Source organism: Pseudomonas sp. 11/12A (assembly GCF_000800055.1).
Lineage (GTDB): Bacteria > Pseudomonadota > Gammaproteobacteria > Pseudomonadales > Pseudomonadaceae > Aquipseudomonas > Aquipseudomonas mohnii.
The window spans coordinates 5050345-5065836 of the sequence record NZ_JUGV01000001.1; the positions used below are offsets into that span (position 1 = coordinate 5050345).

General features: G+C 59.8%; 16 protein-coding genes. 7 read left to right on the forward strand and 9 right to left on the reverse strand.

Features of this window, described 5'->3' with window-relative positions; translation table 11 throughout:
* Positions 1 to 7: 7 nt before the first annotated feature.
* From GQ39_RS23280 to GQ39_RS23290, 3 genes are all read right to left on the reverse strand, one after another.
* On the reverse strand, positions 8 to 802 hold the full coding sequence (locus tag GQ39_RS23280; protein WP_047534547.1) for a thiazole synthase: 795 nt from the start codon (positions 800 to 802) through the stop codon (positions 8 to 10).
* 60 nt (positions 803 to 862) lie between these two features.
* Positions 863 to 1063, reverse strand: a complete 201-nt coding sequence (gene thiS, locus GQ39_RS23285; RefSeq protein WP_161793944.1) for a sulfur carrier protein ThiS — start codon at positions 1061 to 1063, stop codon at positions 863 to 865.
* A 71-nt stretch (positions 1064 to 1134) separates the two neighbouring features.
* Complete coding sequence (locus tag GQ39_RS23290) at positions 1135 to 1515, reverse strand: DUF423 domain-containing protein (RefSeq protein ID WP_047534549.1); 381 nt, start codon at positions 1513 to 1515, stop codon at positions 1135 to 1137.
* Between the two features lie 74 nt (positions 1516 to 1589).
* Here GQ39_RS23290 and mtgA point away from each other — a divergent pair, with 74 nt between their 5' ends.
* The gene (mtgA, locus tag GQ39_RS23295) at positions 1590 to 2312 is read left to right on the forward strand and encodes a monofunctional biosynthetic peptidoglycan transglycosylase (RefSeq protein ID WP_047534552.1); all 723 of its coding nucleotides are present in this window, start codon (positions 1590 to 1592) and stop codon (positions 2310 to 2312) included.
* 163 nt (positions 2313 to 2475) lie between these two features.
* Here mtgA and rpoH read toward each other — a convergent pair whose 3' ends face one another.
* The 4 genes from rpoH to ftsY form a co-directional block, all read right to left on the reverse strand.
* A complete protein-coding gene (gene rpoH, locus GQ39_RS23300; RefSeq protein ID WP_047534555.1) occupies positions 2476 to 3330 on the reverse strand; it encodes an RNA polymerase sigma factor RpoH in 855 nt (284 codons plus the stop codon).
* A 113-nt stretch (positions 3331 to 3443) separates the two neighbouring features.
* Entirely contained in the window at positions 3444 to 4466 is a 1023-nt protein-coding gene (gene ftsX / locus GQ39_RS23305; protein WP_047534558.1) for a permease-like cell division protein FtsX, read from the reverse strand.
* The gene (gene ftsE, locus GQ39_RS23310) at positions 4463 to 5134 is read right to left on the reverse strand and encodes a cell division ATP-binding protein FtsE (protein ID WP_003229148.1); all 672 of its coding nucleotides are present in this window, start codon (positions 5132 to 5134) and stop codon (positions 4463 to 4465) included. Before ftsE ends, ftsX begins: the two co-directional genes overlap by 4 nt.
* A complete protein-coding gene (ftsY, locus tag GQ39_RS23315; RefSeq protein ID WP_047534562.1) occupies positions 5131 to 6603 on the reverse strand; it encodes a signal recognition particle-docking protein FtsY in 1473 nt (490 codons plus the stop codon). Before ftsY ends, ftsE begins: the two co-directional genes overlap by 4 nt.
* Positions 6604 to 6947: 344 nt before the next feature.
* Between ftsY and GQ39_RS23320 the strand changes: the two genes are divergently transcribed.
* The 6 genes from GQ39_RS23320 (at position 6948) to GQ39_RS23345 (ending at position 13828) form a co-directional block, all read left to right on the forward strand.
* Complete coding sequence (locus tag GQ39_RS23320; protein WP_047534565.1) at positions 6948 to 8303, forward strand: M16 family metallopeptidase; 1356 nt, start codon at positions 6948 to 6950, stop codon at positions 8301 to 8303.
* On the forward strand, positions 8296 to 9786 hold the full coding sequence (locus GQ39_RS23325) for a M16 family metallopeptidase (protein ID WP_047534568.1): 1491 nt from the start codon (positions 8296 to 8298) through the stop codon (positions 9784 to 9786). The genes GQ39_RS23320 and GQ39_RS23325 overlap by 8 nt, the downstream gene beginning before the upstream one ends.
* Positions 9786 to 10403, forward strand: coding sequence for a 16S rRNA (guanine(966)-N(2))-methyltransferase RsmD (rsmD, locus tag GQ39_RS23330; protein ID WP_047534571.1), 618 nt, complete (start codon positions 9786 to 9788; stop codon positions 10401 to 10403). The genes GQ39_RS23325 and rsmD overlap by 1 nt, the downstream gene beginning before the upstream one ends.
* 141 nt (positions 10404 to 10544) lie before the next feature.
* On the forward strand, positions 10545 to 11798 hold the full coding sequence (locus GQ39_RS23335; protein WP_047534573.1) for a M16 family metallopeptidase: 1254 nt from the start codon (positions 10545 to 10547) through the stop codon (positions 11796 to 11798).
* Positions 11799 to 12007: 209 nt separating this feature from the next.
* On the forward strand, positions 12008 to 12994 hold the full coding sequence (locus tag GQ39_RS23340; protein WP_047534576.1) for a hydrolase: 987 nt from the start codon (positions 12008 to 12010) through the stop codon (positions 12992 to 12994).
* 3 nt (positions 12995 to 12997) lie between these two features.
* Entirely contained in the window at positions 12998 to 13828 is an 831-nt protein-coding gene (locus tag GQ39_RS23345) for an AraC family transcriptional regulator (protein WP_047534579.1), read from the forward strand.
* A gap of 58 nt (positions 13829 to 13886) precedes the next feature.
* Here GQ39_RS23345 and GQ39_RS23350 read toward each other — a convergent pair whose 3' ends face one another.
* Positions 13887 to 14741 carry a sulfurtransferase gene (locus tag GQ39_RS23350; protein WP_047534580.1) on the reverse strand — a complete coding sequence of 285 codons (855 nt, stop codon included), beginning with the start codon at positions 14739 to 14741 and terminating at the stop codon, positions 13887 to 13889.
* A gap of 50 nt (positions 14742 to 14791) precedes the next feature.
* On the reverse strand, positions 14792 to 15460 hold the full coding sequence (locus GQ39_RS23355; RefSeq protein ID WP_047534581.1) for a TetR/AcrR family transcriptional regulator: 669 nt from the start codon (positions 15458 to 15460) through the stop codon (positions 14792 to 14794).
* Between the last annotated feature and the right edge of the window lie 32 nt (positions 15461 to 15492).

The following is a 15492-nucleotide window of genomic DNA, read 5'->3' on the forward strand; positions in this document are numbered from 1 at the left end:
ATGGCTCTTACTTGATCAGACCATCCAGCGGCGAAGAGGCGCTGGCATAGAGTTTTTTCGGCATGCGGCCAGCGAGGTAAGCCAAACGGCCCGCAACGATGGCGTGTTTCATGGCTTCAGCCATCATGATCGGCTGTTGGGCGTGGGCGATCGCCGAGTTCATCAGAACGGCGTCACAACCCAGTTCCATGGAGATGGTAGCGTCGGAAGCGGTACCGACCCCGGCATCCACCAGCACCGGGATTTTGGCTTCTTCAAGGATGATCTGCAGGTTGTACGGGTTGCAGATCCCCAGGCCCGAACCGATCAGACCGGCCAGCGGCATCACCGAGATGCAGCCGATTTCCGCCAGTTGCCGGGCGATGATCGGGTCGTCGCTGGTGTAAACCATCACGTCAAAGCCTTCCTTGACCAGCGACTCGGCGGCCTTGAGGGTTTCGATCACGTTGGGGAACAGGGTTTTCTGGTCCGCCAGCACTTCCAGTTTCACCAGGTTGTGACCATCGAGCAGCTCACGGGCCAGACGGCAGGTGCGCACGGCCTCGACAGCGTCATAGCAACCGGCGGTGTTCGGCAGAAAGGTGTAGCGATCCGGCGACAGGAAATCCAGCAGATTCGGTTCGCCCTCGTTCTGACCAAGGTTGGTACGACGCACGGCGAAAGTGACGATCTCGGCACCCGAGGCCTCGATGGCCAGGCGGGTTTCTTCCATGTCACGGTATTTGCCGGTACCCACCAGCAAACGCGACTGGTAAGTACGACCGGCCAGGACGAAAGGCTTGTCGCTACGAACGATGCTCATGGGAAATCCTCTGTAGGAGTGAGGGTCTTGCAGAATTGTCGGCCGATGCGGGCCAGACGGCTAGCCGCCGCCGATGGCATGCACGACTTCGACGCTGTCGCCGTCGTTGAGCGTGGTATCGGCATGCTGACTGCGCGGAACGATATCCAGATTGAGTTCCACCGCCACCCGGCGTCCGGTCAGGTCCAGACGGGTCAGCAGGGCCGCAACGGTTTCACCGTCGGGCAGTTCAAAGGATTCGCCGTTCAACTGAATGCGCATGCCGGATGCCGCCATCATTTTTAGGGGCTGGCATTCTAGCCCGATCGTGACCTAAAGGTCAGCAACAAGCGTCAAGCGGTAAGCTGCAAGCGCCAGGCGGCAAGGCCCAGGCAAAACCAGCCAACCAGGAATGCCAGGCCGCCAAAAGGCGTGATGATGCCGAGCTTGCTAAAGCCTGTCAGCGTCAGCACGTACAGGCTGCCGGAGAACAGCAGGATGCCGATGGCAAAGGACGCTCCGGCCCAAGTGATCAGCCGACCGGGAATCTGCGTGGCCAGCAGCGCCACACCCAGCAACGCCAGGGTATGCACCAGCTGATAGGTAACGCCGGTGTGGAAAATGGCCAGGTACTCGGCACTCAGGCGATTTTTCAGACCGTGGGCGGCGAACGCGCCAAGGCCAACACCGGTGAAACCGAAAAAAGCGGCCAGCATCAGAAAGCCACGCAGCATGAAGAACTCCAGTCAGACGCAATCAACAGGGTCTGTATAATGGCCCGCTCAACGGGTTCGGCCAAGCCATCTCTATGCTGCGTATATATTTCCGTCGTTTCACGAAGGCCGTGCTCTGGTTCATGGGCGGCAGCGTATTGCTGGTGCTGATCTTTCGCGTAGTGCCGCCACCGGGTACGGCATTGATGGTCGAACGCAAGATTGAATCGTGGTTCAACGGCGAGCCCATTGACCTGCAACGCACCTGGAAGCCCTGGGATGAAATCTCGGACGACCTGAAAGTCGCGGTAATCGCCGGGGAAGATCAGAAATTCCCGGAGCACTGGGGCTTTGACTTCGGGGCGATACAGGCCGCACTGGCCCATAACGAGCTCGGCGGCACAGTTCGCGGCGCCAGCACCCTGAGCCAGCAGGTCTCGAAAAACCTGTTCCTGTGGTCAGGTCGCAGCTGGTTGCGCAAAGGCCTGGAGGCCTGGTTTACCGGGCTGATCGAAGTGTTCTGGCCCAAGCAGCGGATTCTTGAGGTGTATCTCAACAGCGTCGAGTGGGATGACGGGGTATTTGGTGCCGAGGCCGCTGCACGACATCATTTTGGCATTAGCGCGAAAAACCTCAGCCGCCAGCAATCGAGTCTATTGGCTGCCGTGCTGCCAAACCCGCGCGTGTGGAGCGCCAGCCATCCGACTTCGTACGTTTCGCGGCGTGCGGGGTGGATACGGCAGCAGATGAGCCAGTTGGGGGGAGACAGTTATTTGATTGGACTGAACGATTCCCGTCGGGCGCCGTGGTCTCAGTAACATGCGTATCCCCTGCTCGCGATGAGGTCATCACATTAAACATTGATGTCGACTGATCCGACGCTATCGCGAGCAGGCTCGCTCCCACATTGGGTATGTGTGAGGCCAGAAACAAAAACGCCCCGATCAATGATCGGGGCGTTTTTTATTGCCTGCTTGCCGGTTATGCCGCAATCGACAACTTGAGTTTGTTCATCGCGCTCTTCTCGAGCTGACGAATACGCTCGGCCGACACGTTGTACTTCTGCGCCAGGTCGTGCAGCGTGGCTTTTTCCTCTGCCAGCCAACGCTGATAGAGGATGTCTCGGCTGCGGTCGTCCAGCACTTCCAGCGCTTCGTGCAGGTTGTGATTGGAATTGTCGCTCCAGTCGGCATCTTCCAGTTGACGAGCCGGGTCGTACCGGTGGTCTTCCAGGTAGTTGGCCGGCGACTGGAAAGCACTGTCGTCGTCAGCTTCGGCAGCCGGGTCGAAGGCCATGTCATGGCCGGTCAGGCGACTTTCCATCTCGCGCACTTCCCGCGGCTCTACACCGAGGCTTTCCGCCACGCGATGGACTTCCTCGTTGTTCAACCAGGCCAGACGTTTCTTCTGACTGCGCAGGTTGAAGAAGAGCTTGCGCTGGGCCTTGGTGGTCGCGACCTTCACGATCCGCCAGTTGCGCAGGATGAATTCGTGGATTTCCGCCTTGATCCAGTGCACGGCAAAGGACACCAGGCGCACGCCCATTTCCGGGTTGAAGCGCTTCACGGCCTTCATCAGGCCGACGTTACCTTCCTGGATCAGGTCAGCCTGAGCCAGACCGTAGCCGGAATAGCTACGGGCGATATGAACGACAAAACGCAGGTGGGCGAGCACCATCTGCCGAGCCGCCTCAAGATCCTGCTCATAGTAGAGACTCTCGGCCAGTTCACGCTCCTGCTCCGGCGTCAGCAACGGAATGCTGTTCACCGTGTGCACATAAGCCTCCAGGTTCGCACCCGGGACCAGAGCATATGCAGGTTGCAAAGAATTGGTCATACGAAAAAACCTCCGACTTACATAACTCGTGCAGTTAAGCACTGCGAAAATTGACCAGAAACCGTAGAACAAGTTCCCATAAATGCTGAAAGGTCAATACGAGCAAAATGATACTACTTAGGCGCAAGCTCCCTCAGGTGGCGTGCGACTGCAATCCATGCACCGATATACCCCAACAGCACAGCGCCAAGCAAGAGAGACAGACCGTCGGCAACCGGTACTCCGGCCAGCGCGAAATTGCTGCCGTACAAACCGGCCAGTCCGACTACCGCGTCATTCAGCCAGTCAAGGCCAAACGCCAATACGCCCCAAGAAAAAATCCCTGCACCGAAGCCATAAAGCGCGCCCATATAGAGAAAGGGCCTGCGCACATAGCTGTCAGTGCCGCCGACCAGTTTAATCACTTCGATCTCTGTGCGGCGGTTTTCAATATGAAGACGAATGGTATTGCCTATCACCAAAAGTAATGCAGAAACCAGAAGCACGGTCAGACCGAAGACAAAACGGTCGCCCAGCTTGAGAATAGCTGCCAGACGCTCCACCCAGACTAAATCAAGCTGCGCCTGCTGTACCTTCGGCAGATCGGAAAGTTTTTGTCTTAATGCTTCAAGTGTCGGCTTATCGACTTCTTTCGGCGTCACCAGGACCACGCCGGGTAGCGGGTTTTCCGGCAACTCCTTGAGGGCGTCGCCCAGGCCGGACTGCTGCTGGAACTCTTCCAGCGCCTGATCCCGGCCAACGTATTCGGCATCGGCCACGCCCGGCATGCCCTTGATCTGCGCGCGTAGCGCCTCGCCCTCAGCCGGGCTGGCCTCGAGCTGCAAGTACAGTGAAATCTGCGCAGCACGCTGCCAGGAACCACCCAGACGCTCAACGTTACTTAGCAAAAGTGACAGGCCCATGGGCAAACTCAGGGCCACCGCCATCACCATGCAGGTGAAAAAGCTGCCGATGGGCTGTTTACCCAGCCGGCGCAGACTGTCCAGCAGGCTGGCGCGATGGCTCTCGATCCAGGCGCGAAACAGCGTCGCGAAGTCCGGGCCATCATCGTCGTCGCCTTTTTTCTTGGTCGGTTGCGGATCGGCGGCCTTCGGCGCCACGCGTTCTGAAACCTTCGGACTGCGAGTCGCACTCATACGCCGGCCTCCCCGTCGCCGATCAATCGACCGCGCTGCAGGGTCAGCATGCGGTGGCGCATGCGCGCGATCAGTGCCAGGTCGTGACTGGCGATCAATACGCTGGTGCCCAAACGGTTGATATCTTCGAACACGCCCATGATTTCCGCCGCCAGCCGCGGGTCGAGGTTACCGGTCGGTTCGTCCGCCAGCAGCAAAGCTGGACGGTGAACGATGGCGCGGGCAATGCCAACGCGTTGTTGCTGGCCGGTGGAGAGGTCGCCGGGGTACAGATCGGTCTTGTCCGACAGCGCCACGCGCTCCAGGGCCGAATCCACACGCTTGGCGATTTCCGCCTTGGACAGGCCAAGAATCTGCAACGGCAGCGCGACGTTGTTGAACACTGTGCGATCAAACAACAGTTGATGGTTCTGGAACACCACGCCGATCTGCCGGCGCAGGAATGGTATCTGTGCGTTGCTGATGGTGCTCAGGTCTTGCCCGGCCAGCAGCAACTTGCCGCTGGTGGGTCGTTCCATGGCCAGCAGCAGGCGCAACAACGTACTTTTACCGGCACCTGAATGACCGGTTACAAACAAAAACTCACCGCGACGCACTCGAAAGCTCAGCTCATGCAAGCCGACGTGACCGTTCGGGTAGCGTTTACCGACCTGTTCGAAACGAATCATGAACGCTCCCGCTCGGCAAACAGCGCCTGGACAAAGGGTTCAGCTTCAAAAGTGCGCAAATCGTCGATGCCTTCACCAACACCGATGTAGCGGATCGGCAGACCGAACTGCTTGGCCAGGGCAAAAATCACCCCGCCCTTGGCGGTTCCGTCGAGCTTGGTCAGTGCCAGGCCCGTCAGCTCGACGGTCTGGTTGAACTGTTTGGCCTGGTTGATGGCGTTCTGGCCGGTGCCGGCGTCGAGCACCAGCAACACTTCGTGCGGTGCATCGGCGTCGAGCTTGCCGATCACCCGGCGAACTTTTTTCAGCTCTTCCATCAGGTTGTCTTTGGTGTGCAGACGACCGGCCGTGTCGGCGATCAACACATCGATGCCACGGGCCTTGGCGGCCTGCACAGCGTCGAAAATCACCGAAGCCGAGTCGGCACCGGTGTGCTGGGCAATCACCGGGATCTTGTTGCGCTCACCCCAGACCTGCAATTGCTCGACCGCCGCGGCACGGAAGGTGTCACCGGCGGCGAGCATGACTTTCTTGCCTTCCAGTTGCAGTTTCTTCGCCAGCTTGCCGATGGTGGTGGTCTTGCCGGCACCGTTGACGCCGACGACCAGAATCACGAACGGCTTGTTTTGCGAGGTGATTTTCAGCGGCTGCTCGACGGGCTTGAGCATGGCCGCCAGCTCGGCTTGCAGGGACTTGTACAAGGCATCGGAATCAGCCAGCTCCTTGCGCGCGACCTTCTGGGTCAGGCGCTGAATGATCACCGAAGTGGCTTCGACCCCGACGTCGGCGGTCAGCAGACGGGTTTCGAGATCATCGAGCAGCTCATCGTCGATGGCTTTCTTGCCCAGAAACAGGCTGGCCATGCCTTCGCCGATGCTGGCGCTGGTCTTGGACAGGCCTTGCTTGAGGCGGGCGAAGAAACCGGCCTTGGTTTCTTCGGTACGGACAGGCTCGACCGGCGGTTCGACCGGTGCGACGACAACAGGTGCTGGTGCTGGTGCTGCATCTGGCGCTTTGACAACCGGTGCAACCGGCGGGACGAATAACGGCGCGGCCTCGACAACCGGCGCGGCAACCACCGGCTCAATCACTGGCGCCCGAACCGGTTCCTGCGCCACTGGCGTGTGCACAGGAATCGGCGGCGTCACATGGGGCGCCTGCTCATCTTCGACCAGGGCCACCGGCTCTTCCGCCACCGGCAACGTCAGCCAGGGCTGAGCGACCGGGGTCTGTGGCAATTCGGTCGGGGCTTCGTCAGCAGGCGCGGCAACCGGTTGCAGCACTGGCTCGGCGATTGGCAACACAACGGGCGCAGGCTCTGCCTCTGGCGCTGGCGTTGGCGTTGGTTCAGGAATTGGTTGTGGCTGTTCGACGGCGGGTTCCTGCGGCTTTTTGCGCAGCCATCCGAACAGGCTTTTCTTTTCGCCAGCCGCAGCTGGGGTCTTCTTGTCGTCGTTGGAACCAAACATGGGGGACGGCTATCTCACGGTAGCGACGCGCCAACGGGCGCCCCGGCAAATAAATATTCGATGCAGAACAGACTGCGATTGACCCAGCTTGTTCACGCGCAACATTTTGTCGAGGCGCTCATCGGCACCTCAAGAAATCGACTTCTCATAGGACTAAAGCAGCAAAATCGGCGAAAAAGCGGAATTCAGTTGATAAATATCCACCTTCCGTCGCAAACCCAATCAACCTGATCAAGCATAAAGGCCTGATAGGCGTGGCCGCCGCTAAAACGGATCAGTATCCTAGCACCTCCTCGCCCGCCTAGGCTAAGACCAAGCGGACAGTCCCAAAGGTTTAAAAACGAATGAATGCTCTAGCCCGCCGCGCTGCTGGCCTGCTGCTCAGCACAGTTTGCCTGCCCCTTTCGGCCCTGGCCGCCGACTCGCAACCCACCCACGAATTCACCCTCGACAATGGTCTGAAGATCGTCGTGCGCGAAGATCATCGCGCGCCGGTGGTGGTTTCACAGGTCTGGTACAAGGTCGGCTCCAGCTACGAGACTCCGGGTCAGACCGGGTTGTCCCACGCCCTGGAGCACATGATGTTCAAGGGCAGCGAGAAAGTCGGTCCCGGCGAAGCCTCACTGATCCTGCGTGACCTCGGCGCCGAGGAGAACGCCTTCACCAGCGACGACTTCACCGCTTATTACCAGGTACTGGCCCGCGATCGCCTGGGCGTGGCCTTCGAACTGGAAGCCGACCGCATGGCCAGCCTGCGTCTGCCGCCCGATGAGTTCGCCCGGGAAATCGAAGTCATTAAAGAAGAACGCCGCCTGCGCACCGACGACAAACCGATGTCCAAGGCCTACGAGCGCTTCAAGGCCATGGCTTACCCGGCCAGCGGCTATCACACGCCCACCATCGGCTGGATGGCGGATCTGGACCGCATGAAGGTCCAAGAGCTGCGCCACTGGTATGAATCCTGGTACGTGCCGAACAACGCCACGCTGGTAGTGGTCGGCGATGTGACCCCGGATGAAGTCAAAGCGCTGGCCCAGCGTTACTTCGGCCCGATCGCCAAACGCGACGTGCCGCCGGCGAAGATTCCGCTGGAACTGGCCGAGCCCGGCGAGCGCCAGATCACCCTGCACGTGAAGACCCAACTGCCCAGCCTGATGCTGGCATTCAATGTACCGAGTATTGCCACCGCCGAAGACAAACGCTCGGTGAATGCCTTGCGCCTGATTTCCGCCCTGCTCGACGGTGGCTATAGCGCACGCATCCCGACCCAACTGGAGCGTGGCGAAGAGCTGGTGTCCGGCGCTTCGTCGAGCTACGACGCCTACACCCGTGGCGACAGCCTGTTCACGCTGTCGGCAACACCCAACAGCCAGAAAAACAAAACCATCGAGCAGGCAGAAGCCGGTTTGTGGAAGCTGCTCGAACAGTTGAAAACCACCGCGCCGTCCAGCGAAGAACTCGAACGCGTGCGGGCGCAGGTCATCGCCGGCCTGGTTTATGAGCGTGACTCAATCACCAGTCAGGCCACCGCCATCGGCCAACTCGAAACCGTCGGGCTGTCCTGGAAATTGATGGACACCGAACTCGCCGAACTGGAAAGCGTGACCCCGCAAGACATCCAGAAAGCCGCCAAGCTGTATTTCACCCGCGAACGTCTCAGCGTCGCCCATGTTCTGCCAGAGGAGACGACTCATGAGTGAGCGTAAAAAATCGCGCCGGGCCCTGCAGGGCCTGATCGCTGCCATGCTGATCGGCTCTGCCGCGTTCTATTTCGCCAAGACTGATGATTCCATTGCCAGTGAAGCGCTGGATAAAGCCAAGGCCAGCCAGAAACTGCAATCATTGACCGAGCTCAACGGCAAGGTGCCGAGCCATCGCAAACTCGATGTCCAGAGCTGGAACACCGCCGAAGGCGCCAAGGTGTTGTTTGTCGAGGCCCGTGAGCTGCCAATGTTCGACATGCGCCTGATCTTTGCCGCCGGCAGCAGCCAGGATGGCGATGCACCCGGTTTGGCCACGCTGACCAATGCCATGCTCAACGAAGGCGTCGCCGGTAAAGATGTCAGCGCGATTGCCCAGGGCTTCGAAGGCCTGGGCGCCGATTTCGGCAACGGGGCCTACAAAGACATGGCGGTCGCCTCCCTGCGCAGCCTCAGCGCCGCGGACAAACGCGAGCCGGCCTTGAAGCTGTTTGCCGAAGTCGTCGGCAAACCGACGTTCCCCGCTGATTCCTTTACCCGCATCAAGAACCAGTTGCTCGCCGGTTTCGAATACCAGAAACAGAACCCCGGCAAACTGGCCAGCGTCGAATTGATGAATCGCCTGTATGGCGATCACCCGTACGCGCACTCCAGCGACGGCACGGCGAGCACCATTCCGGGCATCACCCTGGAGCAACTGCGCGCGTTCCACCAGAAAGCCTACGCCGCCGGGAACGTAGTGATCGCACTGGTGGGTGACTTGTCCCGCAGTGAAGCCGAAGCCATTGCGGCGCAGGTTTCCGCTGCCTTGCCCAAAGGCCCCGCCCTGCCGAAAATCGCGCAACCGGCTGAACCCAAGGCCAGCATTGGTCATATCGAGTTTCCGTCCAAGCAGACCAACCTGATGCTCGCGCAACTGGGCATCGACCGTGACGATCCGGACTACGCGGCCCTGTCCATGGGTAATCAGATCCTCGGCGGAGGCGGATTCGGCACTCGCCTGATGAGCGAAGTCCGCGAGAAGCGTGGCCTGTCATACGGCGTGTATTCGGGCTTCACCCCGATGCAGGCACGCGGCCCGTTCATGATCAATCTGCAGACCCGCGCCGAGATGAGCGAAGGCACCCTGAAGCTGGTGCAGGACGTGCTCGCCGATTACCTTAAAACCGGCCCGACCGAAAAAGAACTCGACGACGCCAAGCGCGAACTGTCCGGCAGCTTCCCGCTGTCGACCGCCAGCAACGCCGATATTGTCGGCCAACTGGGCGCCATCGGCTTCTATAACCTGCCGCTGAGTCATCTTGAGGACTTCATGCAACAGTCGCAGAACCTGACTGTCGAGCAAGTCCGAGCCGCACTGAACAAACACCTGAGCACGGACAAAATGGTCATCGTCAGCGCTGGCCCGACCGTGCCACAAAAGCCGTTACCGGCCCCTACTGATAAACCTGCCGAGCAACCGCTCGGGGTTCCGGAGCATTAATGGCCACTTCCCGTCCTAAAAAACCGGTTCACAACGTGCATAACGGCGTGAACCAACTGCGCATCATCGGCGGCGAATGGCGCAGCCGAAAGCTGAGCTTCCCTGACGCTCCAGGCCTGCGCCCGACGCCGGACCGGGTGCGTGAAACCCTGTTCAACTGGCTAGCCCCCTACGTCCCTGGCGCCAAGGTGCTCGACCCGTTCACGGGCAGTGGCGCGCTGTTTCTCGAAGCCTTATCCCGTGGCGCAGCCATGGGCCAGGCGCTGGACGCCAGCAGTCTCGCGGTGTCCAGCCTCAAGGAGCATCTGGGTACGCTTCGCTGCACCACTGGCCAGGTACAGACCGCCGACGCCCTGCGCTACCTGGAAACCCAGCCAGCGGTTGCCTACGACCTGGTATTCCTCGATCCGCCGTTCAACCAGAACCTGTTGCCCGCCGTTTGCGCCTTGCTTGAAGAGCGTCAGTGGCTGGCAGACGACGCCTGGGTCTATACCGAAAGCGAAAGCGCACCCTCGACCCTGGGCCTGCCGCAAAACTGGCGTCTTCATCGCGAGCAGAAATCCGGGCGTGTGTACTACTCGTTATGGCAGCGCCTCGCTGAAAAACTTGCTGAGTAAAGCGTACGGGCAGACCAGTGGTCTGCCTTGCGTCGCGACTGTTTCTTAAAACGCAACACATCTGAAGTGGCTTGTTTATCTGCTCCTGGCTCATCGTAACCGTGCGAAATGTCTCGCATGGATGCAATGAAGGATTAACGGATGAACACGCTAATGACTGAACGAACGCCCCACCCCACCCATGAGTTCACCCTCGACAATGGCCTGAGGGTCATTGTCCGCGAGGATCACAGAACCCCTCAGGTCGGAATCACACTGGTTTTTGCCGTAGGAACTGATGACGAGCACCCCGAAGACTTCGGGGTCACAGATGTATTACAAAATGCACTGATGCCTGACTATGACGACTTCATCAAAGAGACCGGAGCCATTCATCAAAACTTCGGAGACTCTAAAGGGCTGAGAGACATCCTACTGATCGCCGCCGAACACCTGGAAAGTGCGCTCAAAGTCCAGTCGACCATCATGACGGACGAACCATCGGATGAATTGCTACGCACCTGGCTGGACGAAGAACTTCTGTGCAACAAGGAAAAATCCTTGTTCATATCTACAGTTAGTTTCAGTCCGGAAATCGACGCGCTGATAACCACCGGGCACAGTTACTACAGGCCCCGCGACGCGATTGCAGCCAATCTTGAACGACTGACCTTTGAACACCTCAGAAACTGGCGCCAGAGCCGGTATTGCCCCAGTAATGCCTGCCTGGTGATTGTCGGCGATGTCGATACTGAGGAGGCAAGACGACTGGTCGAGCGACACTTTGGATCGGAAGACCAGCGCGCCGCTCCCTTCAGACCCTTGATAAAAGGACCGTCAGAACCCGGCTACCGCCAGATAACGCAATTTCTGGAAACCGAATACCCGCTGATGCTCGTCATATTCAACACACCAGGGATGGAGAACGCCCCCGATCCGCAATCCGTCAGGGCACTGCAAGTATTGTCCTCCCTGTTTGAGTCCTCCGCACGCCTGAAGTCATTCGAGAATGACGACCGCTCGACAATCTTTGCAAATGCCCTTCGACTCAGTCGAGTCAATAATCAATTCACCCTCGCTTTCTACTTCAACGGTGATCCGCAGCAAGCCGAAGCCGATCTGTGGGCATTACTGGATGACCTTAAGCGCGTGCCGTTCACACCCGAGGAGCTAGAGCCCGCTATCATTCAAGAAAGTACTACCCGACAGGCGCTCTACGACAACCCTCAAACACAGGCGAGTGGTATCGGCTATCTTGAAGGATCGTCTCAGCCATGGCAGTTGATCGATCTTGAGGTCGCGCAATTGCGCAGCGTCACGACGCAGGATGTTCAGCGCGCCGTCAATGCCTGCTTCACTCGCGAACGCGCAACCGTGGCACATGTGTTTCCCATCGAGAAAAAGACCTCGGCTTAACGAAAGCCCAGTGTAACCATCAACCCCTGAAAACCGGCCCCTGTGTGACCATGCACAGGGGCTTCTCTTGCCGGTCGCGAACCCTTGTTGTTTATGGCAAGTTAGCAACTTGCGGCGAGCAAGACACGCCCCATGAATTCCTCTGCATTTCACAAGCAGCGGTCTGCAATTGAACAGAATGTCTCACTACAAGTTGCCCCCAATTCCCCATGGAAACCTTCACCCCCGCCTTCGGCCTTGGCAACCCGCACTTGCAGACCTTGTGGGGACCGCTGTGGCGCAAAACCACACACCTTGAGCGCGAGCGTGAACGCCTGTGGCTCGAGGATGGCGACTTCCTCGACCTCGACTGGCACGGCCCGCACAGCGTCGACGCGCCCCTGGTCCTGGTGTTGCACGGACTGACCGGTTCGTCGAATTCGCCTTACGTGGCCGGGATTCAAAAAGCGCTGGGCGACCGGGGCTGGGCCAGCGTCGCACTGAACTGGCGCGGCTGCTCTGGCGAACCCAACCTGCTGCCGCGCAGCTACCATTCCGGCGCCAGTGAAGACCTCGCCGAAACCATCAGGCACCTGCGGGCCAAACGTCCTCTCGCTCCGCTGTATGCCGTCGGTTATTCCCTGGGCGGCAATGTGTTGCTCAAGCATCTGGGCGAAACCGGCAGCGCCAGCGGCCTGCTCGGCGCGGTGGCGGTGTCGGTGCCGTTTCGCCTGGACCAGTGCGCCGACCGCATCGGCCAGGGTTTTTCCAAGGTTTATCAGGCGCACTTCATGCGCGAGATGCTGGCCTACATCAAGAACAAGCAGCGGCAGTTCCAGCACGACGGGCGCGAAGATGGCCTGGCAGCGCTCGCCGCGCTGGGCTCGCTGGAAAACATGCGCACGTTCTGGGATTTCGATGGCCGGGTCACCGCACCGCTCAATGGCTTCACCGATGCCGAGGACTACTATCGCCGTGCATCGAGCCGCTACTTCCTGGGCGAAATCCGCACGCCAACCTTGCTCATTCAGGCAGCCGATGACCCCTTCGTGTTTTCCCACAGCCTGCCCCAGGCACAAGAGTTATCGGCCTGCACGCAATTCGAGTTGCAGGCCAAGGGTGGGCACGTTGGATTTGTCGACGGTTCGTTCCGGCAACCGGGGTACTACCTGGAACGGCGTATCCCACAATGGCTGGCCACCTTGGCTCGCAAGTAGACCGTGAATAACCATCAGGGCGAATCCATCCTCTTCTGGCAGACCGCGCCACTGGCCGGGGTCGAGTTGTTGTCTGCGCGCTACATCGAACACCGTTTCGCCCCTCATGTGCACGACGGTTACGTGATCGGCATGATCATGGCGGGCGCCCAGCGCTACCGGTATCGCGGCGCCGAGCATCTGGCAGGCAGCGGCACGCTGGTATTGATCAACCCGGACGAACTGCACACCGGCCACAAGGGTACGGAGGATGGCTGGCTGTACCGGGCGTTTTATCCCGATAGCGGGCAGATCCTGTCGCTGCTGGCCGAACTCGAATTGCCCACCCGTCACCTGCCGGCGTTCGGCGCCACGCTGTACCGTGATCCGGATCTGGTGAATGGTTTCTGCCAATTGCACCGTTTGCTGGAAAGCCCATCCACCGCACTGCAACAACAGACCGCCTGGCGTGAACTGATGCTTTCATTGCTGCAGCGTCACGCAGCGGTTCCGGATGCCGGAAAACCGGGCAAGGAACACCGGGCGGTGACATTGGCCAAGGACTTGTTGCAAACGCAACTGGCGGCACCGCCCTCGCTGGAAGAACTGGCAGCGGCGGTGAACCTGTCGCCCTTTCACTTTGCCCGGGTGTTCCGCCGCGCCACCGGCATGCCGCCGCACACCTGGCTGATGCAACAACGCATCGCTCGGGCACGGGCACTCTTGCAGGACGGTTGTTTGCCACTGGAAGTCGCGACGCAATTGGGGTTTGCCGACCAGAGTCATCTGAGTCGGCAATTCAAGCAGGTGTATGGGGTGGGGCCAGGGGCGTATCGCAGTGCGCGCCTGTCTTGATATCTGAAATCCACCTCCCCCTGTGGGAGCAAGCTCGCTCCCACAAGGATTGCGGTGACTATTCGCCTTTGGCGACGCCGCGAGCAGGCTCGTTGATCCATTCGCTCCACGACCCGGCATACAACGAGCCCAATGGATAGCCCGCCAGGCACAACGCGAACAGGTTATGGCAAGCCGTCACACCGGACCCGCAATACGCCACCAGCTCGGTCGGCGAACGGCCTTGCAGCTTCGCCGCAAAACGCTGCTTGAGCTGATCGGCCGGCAGGAAACGCCCGTCGCTGCCCAGATTATCGGTGAACGCCGCACACTGAGCGCCGGGGATGTGCCCGGCAATCGGATCGATCGGTTCCACTTCGCCCTTGAAGCGCGGCAAGGCGCGGGCATCGAGCAACGTCAGCGCGGGTTGGCCGAGGCGTTTTTGCAGCTGTTCTGCGCTGAGCAACAGCGAACCGTCAGGGCTCCCGCTAAAGGTGCCGCGCGAGATGGACGGCGCATCCAGACTCAACGGCAACCCTGCGCCGTGCCAGGCTTTGAGCCCACCATCGAGGATGAACACACCCTCACGCTTGCCCAACCATGCCAGCAGCCACCAGGCCCGCGCCGCATAGGCACCCGGACCGTCGTCATACAAAACCACTTCGCTGTCGGCATTGATGCCCCAGGCTTGCAGACGCTCGATCAAGGCGGCCGGCTCAGGCAATGGATGACGCCCGGTCACACCCTTGACCACTTTGCCGCTGAGATCGCGCTCGAGATCGGCGAAGCTCGACCCGGCAATGTGCCCTTCGGCATAGCTACGCTGACCGTAATCCGGGTCTTCGAGGGCAAAACGACAATCCAGAATCACCAACCCCGGCTGGTCCTTCTTCAGGTCCAGCGCTTGCGGGCTGATCAGTTGCGCAATGGGCATAACGGGCTCCTGTGAGGTTGTCGAATGACGATCCTACTGCACTTTGCGCTTCACAGCTCTTCCAGCGCCTGGGCCAACGGCACATAAAACTCCTCGAACAAGGCGTTGACCGCATCGCGCGCCTGATCCGTGACAAAACCGGCCTCCAGCACCAGCACTTGATAGACCCCGCGCTTGATCGCTTGCTCGCTGAGGTGGCTGGAGTTTTCCCGCGTGGTGCACAGAAAGCGCACCCAGGACGTGAGGATGATCCAGGCGTTGAGGGTCAGGGATTCGATCTGCACCCGATCCATTTTCAGGATGCCCGCCTCGACGAAGCCCTCGTAGATGTGCGTGCCCTGGATCAGGCAACGCTGGGAAAAGCGCCGATAGCGTCCGGCCAGGTCTGCATCGCTGTCGAGCAAGTGCTCGAGGTCGCGATGCAAAAACCGGTAGCGCCACATCGCCGACAGCAGCTCCTTGAGGTAGAAGCGCTTGTCTTCCACCGTGGCGGCGCGGCCCTGGGGCGGGCGCAGGAAACTGTCCACCAGGCTTTCGTACTCACTGAACAGCACAGCGATGATCGCCTGCTTGTTGGGGAAGTGGTAGTACAGGTTGCCCGGAGAAATCTCCATGTGAGCAGCGATGTGATTGGTGCTGATGCTGCGCTCGCCCTGCTGATTGAACAGCTCGAGGCTGTTCTGCACGATGCGCTCGCTGGTTTTGATCCTTGGGGCCATGGCTTGAGCTTTAATTCAGAGTGCGTTGATGA

Coding starts and splice junctions, on each gene's coding strand:
- GQ39_RS23335 (WP_047534573.1), top strand. CDS start 10,545: ATGAACACGCTAATGACTGAACGAACGCCCCACCCCACCCATGAGTTC.
- GQ39_RS23280 (WP_047534547.1), bottom strand. CDS start 802: ATGAGCATCGTTCGTAGCGACAAGCCTTTCGTCCTGGCCGGTCGTACT.
- ftsY (WP_047534562.1), bottom strand. CDS start 6,603: ATGTTTGGTTCCAACGACGACAAGAAGACCCCAGCTGCGGCTGGCGAA.
- GQ39_RS23320 (WP_047534565.1), top strand. CDS start 6,948: ATGAATGCTCTAGCCCGCCGCGCTGCTGGCCTGCTGCTCAGCACAGTT.
- GQ39_RS23350 (WP_047534580.1), bottom strand. CDS start 14,741: ATGCCCATTGCGCAACTGATCAGCCCGCAAGCGCTGGACCTGAAGAAG.
- GQ39_RS23325 (WP_047534568.1), top strand. CDS start 8,296: ATGAGTGAGCGTAAAAAATCGCGCCGGGCCCTGCAGGGCCTGATCGCT.
- mtgA (WP_047534552.1), top strand. CDS start 1,590: ATGCTGCGTATATATTTCCGTCGTTTCACGAAGGCCGTGCTCTGGTTC.
- GQ39_RS23355 (WP_047534581.1), bottom strand. CDS start 15,460: ATGGCCCCAAGGATCAAAACCAGCGAGCGCATCGTGCAGAACAGCCTC.
- thiS (WP_161793944.1), bottom strand. CDS start 1,063: ATGCGCATTCAGTTGAACGGCGAATCCTTTGAACTGCCCGACGGTGAA.
- rpoH (WP_047534555.1), bottom strand. CDS start 3,330: ATGACCAATTCTTTGCAACCTGCATATGCTCTGGTCCCGGGTGCGAAC.
- ftsE (WP_003229148.1), bottom strand. CDS start 5,134: ATGATTCGTTTCGAACAGGTCGGTAAACGCTACCCGAACGGTCACGTC.
- GQ39_RS23290 (WP_047534549.1), bottom strand. CDS start 1,515: ATGCTGCGTGGCTTTCTGATGCTGGCCGCTTTTTTCGGTTTCACCGGT.
- ftsX (WP_047534558.1), bottom strand. CDS start 4,466: ATGAGTGCGACTCGCAGTCCGAAGGTTTCAGAACGCGTGGCGCCGAAG.
- GQ39_RS23340 (WP_047534576.1), top strand. CDS start 12,008: ATGGAAACCTTCACCCCCGCCTTCGGCCTTGGCAACCCGCACTTGCAG.
- rsmD (WP_047534571.1), top strand. CDS start 9,786: ATGGCCACTTCCCGTCCTAAAAAACCGGTTCACAACGTGCATAACGGC.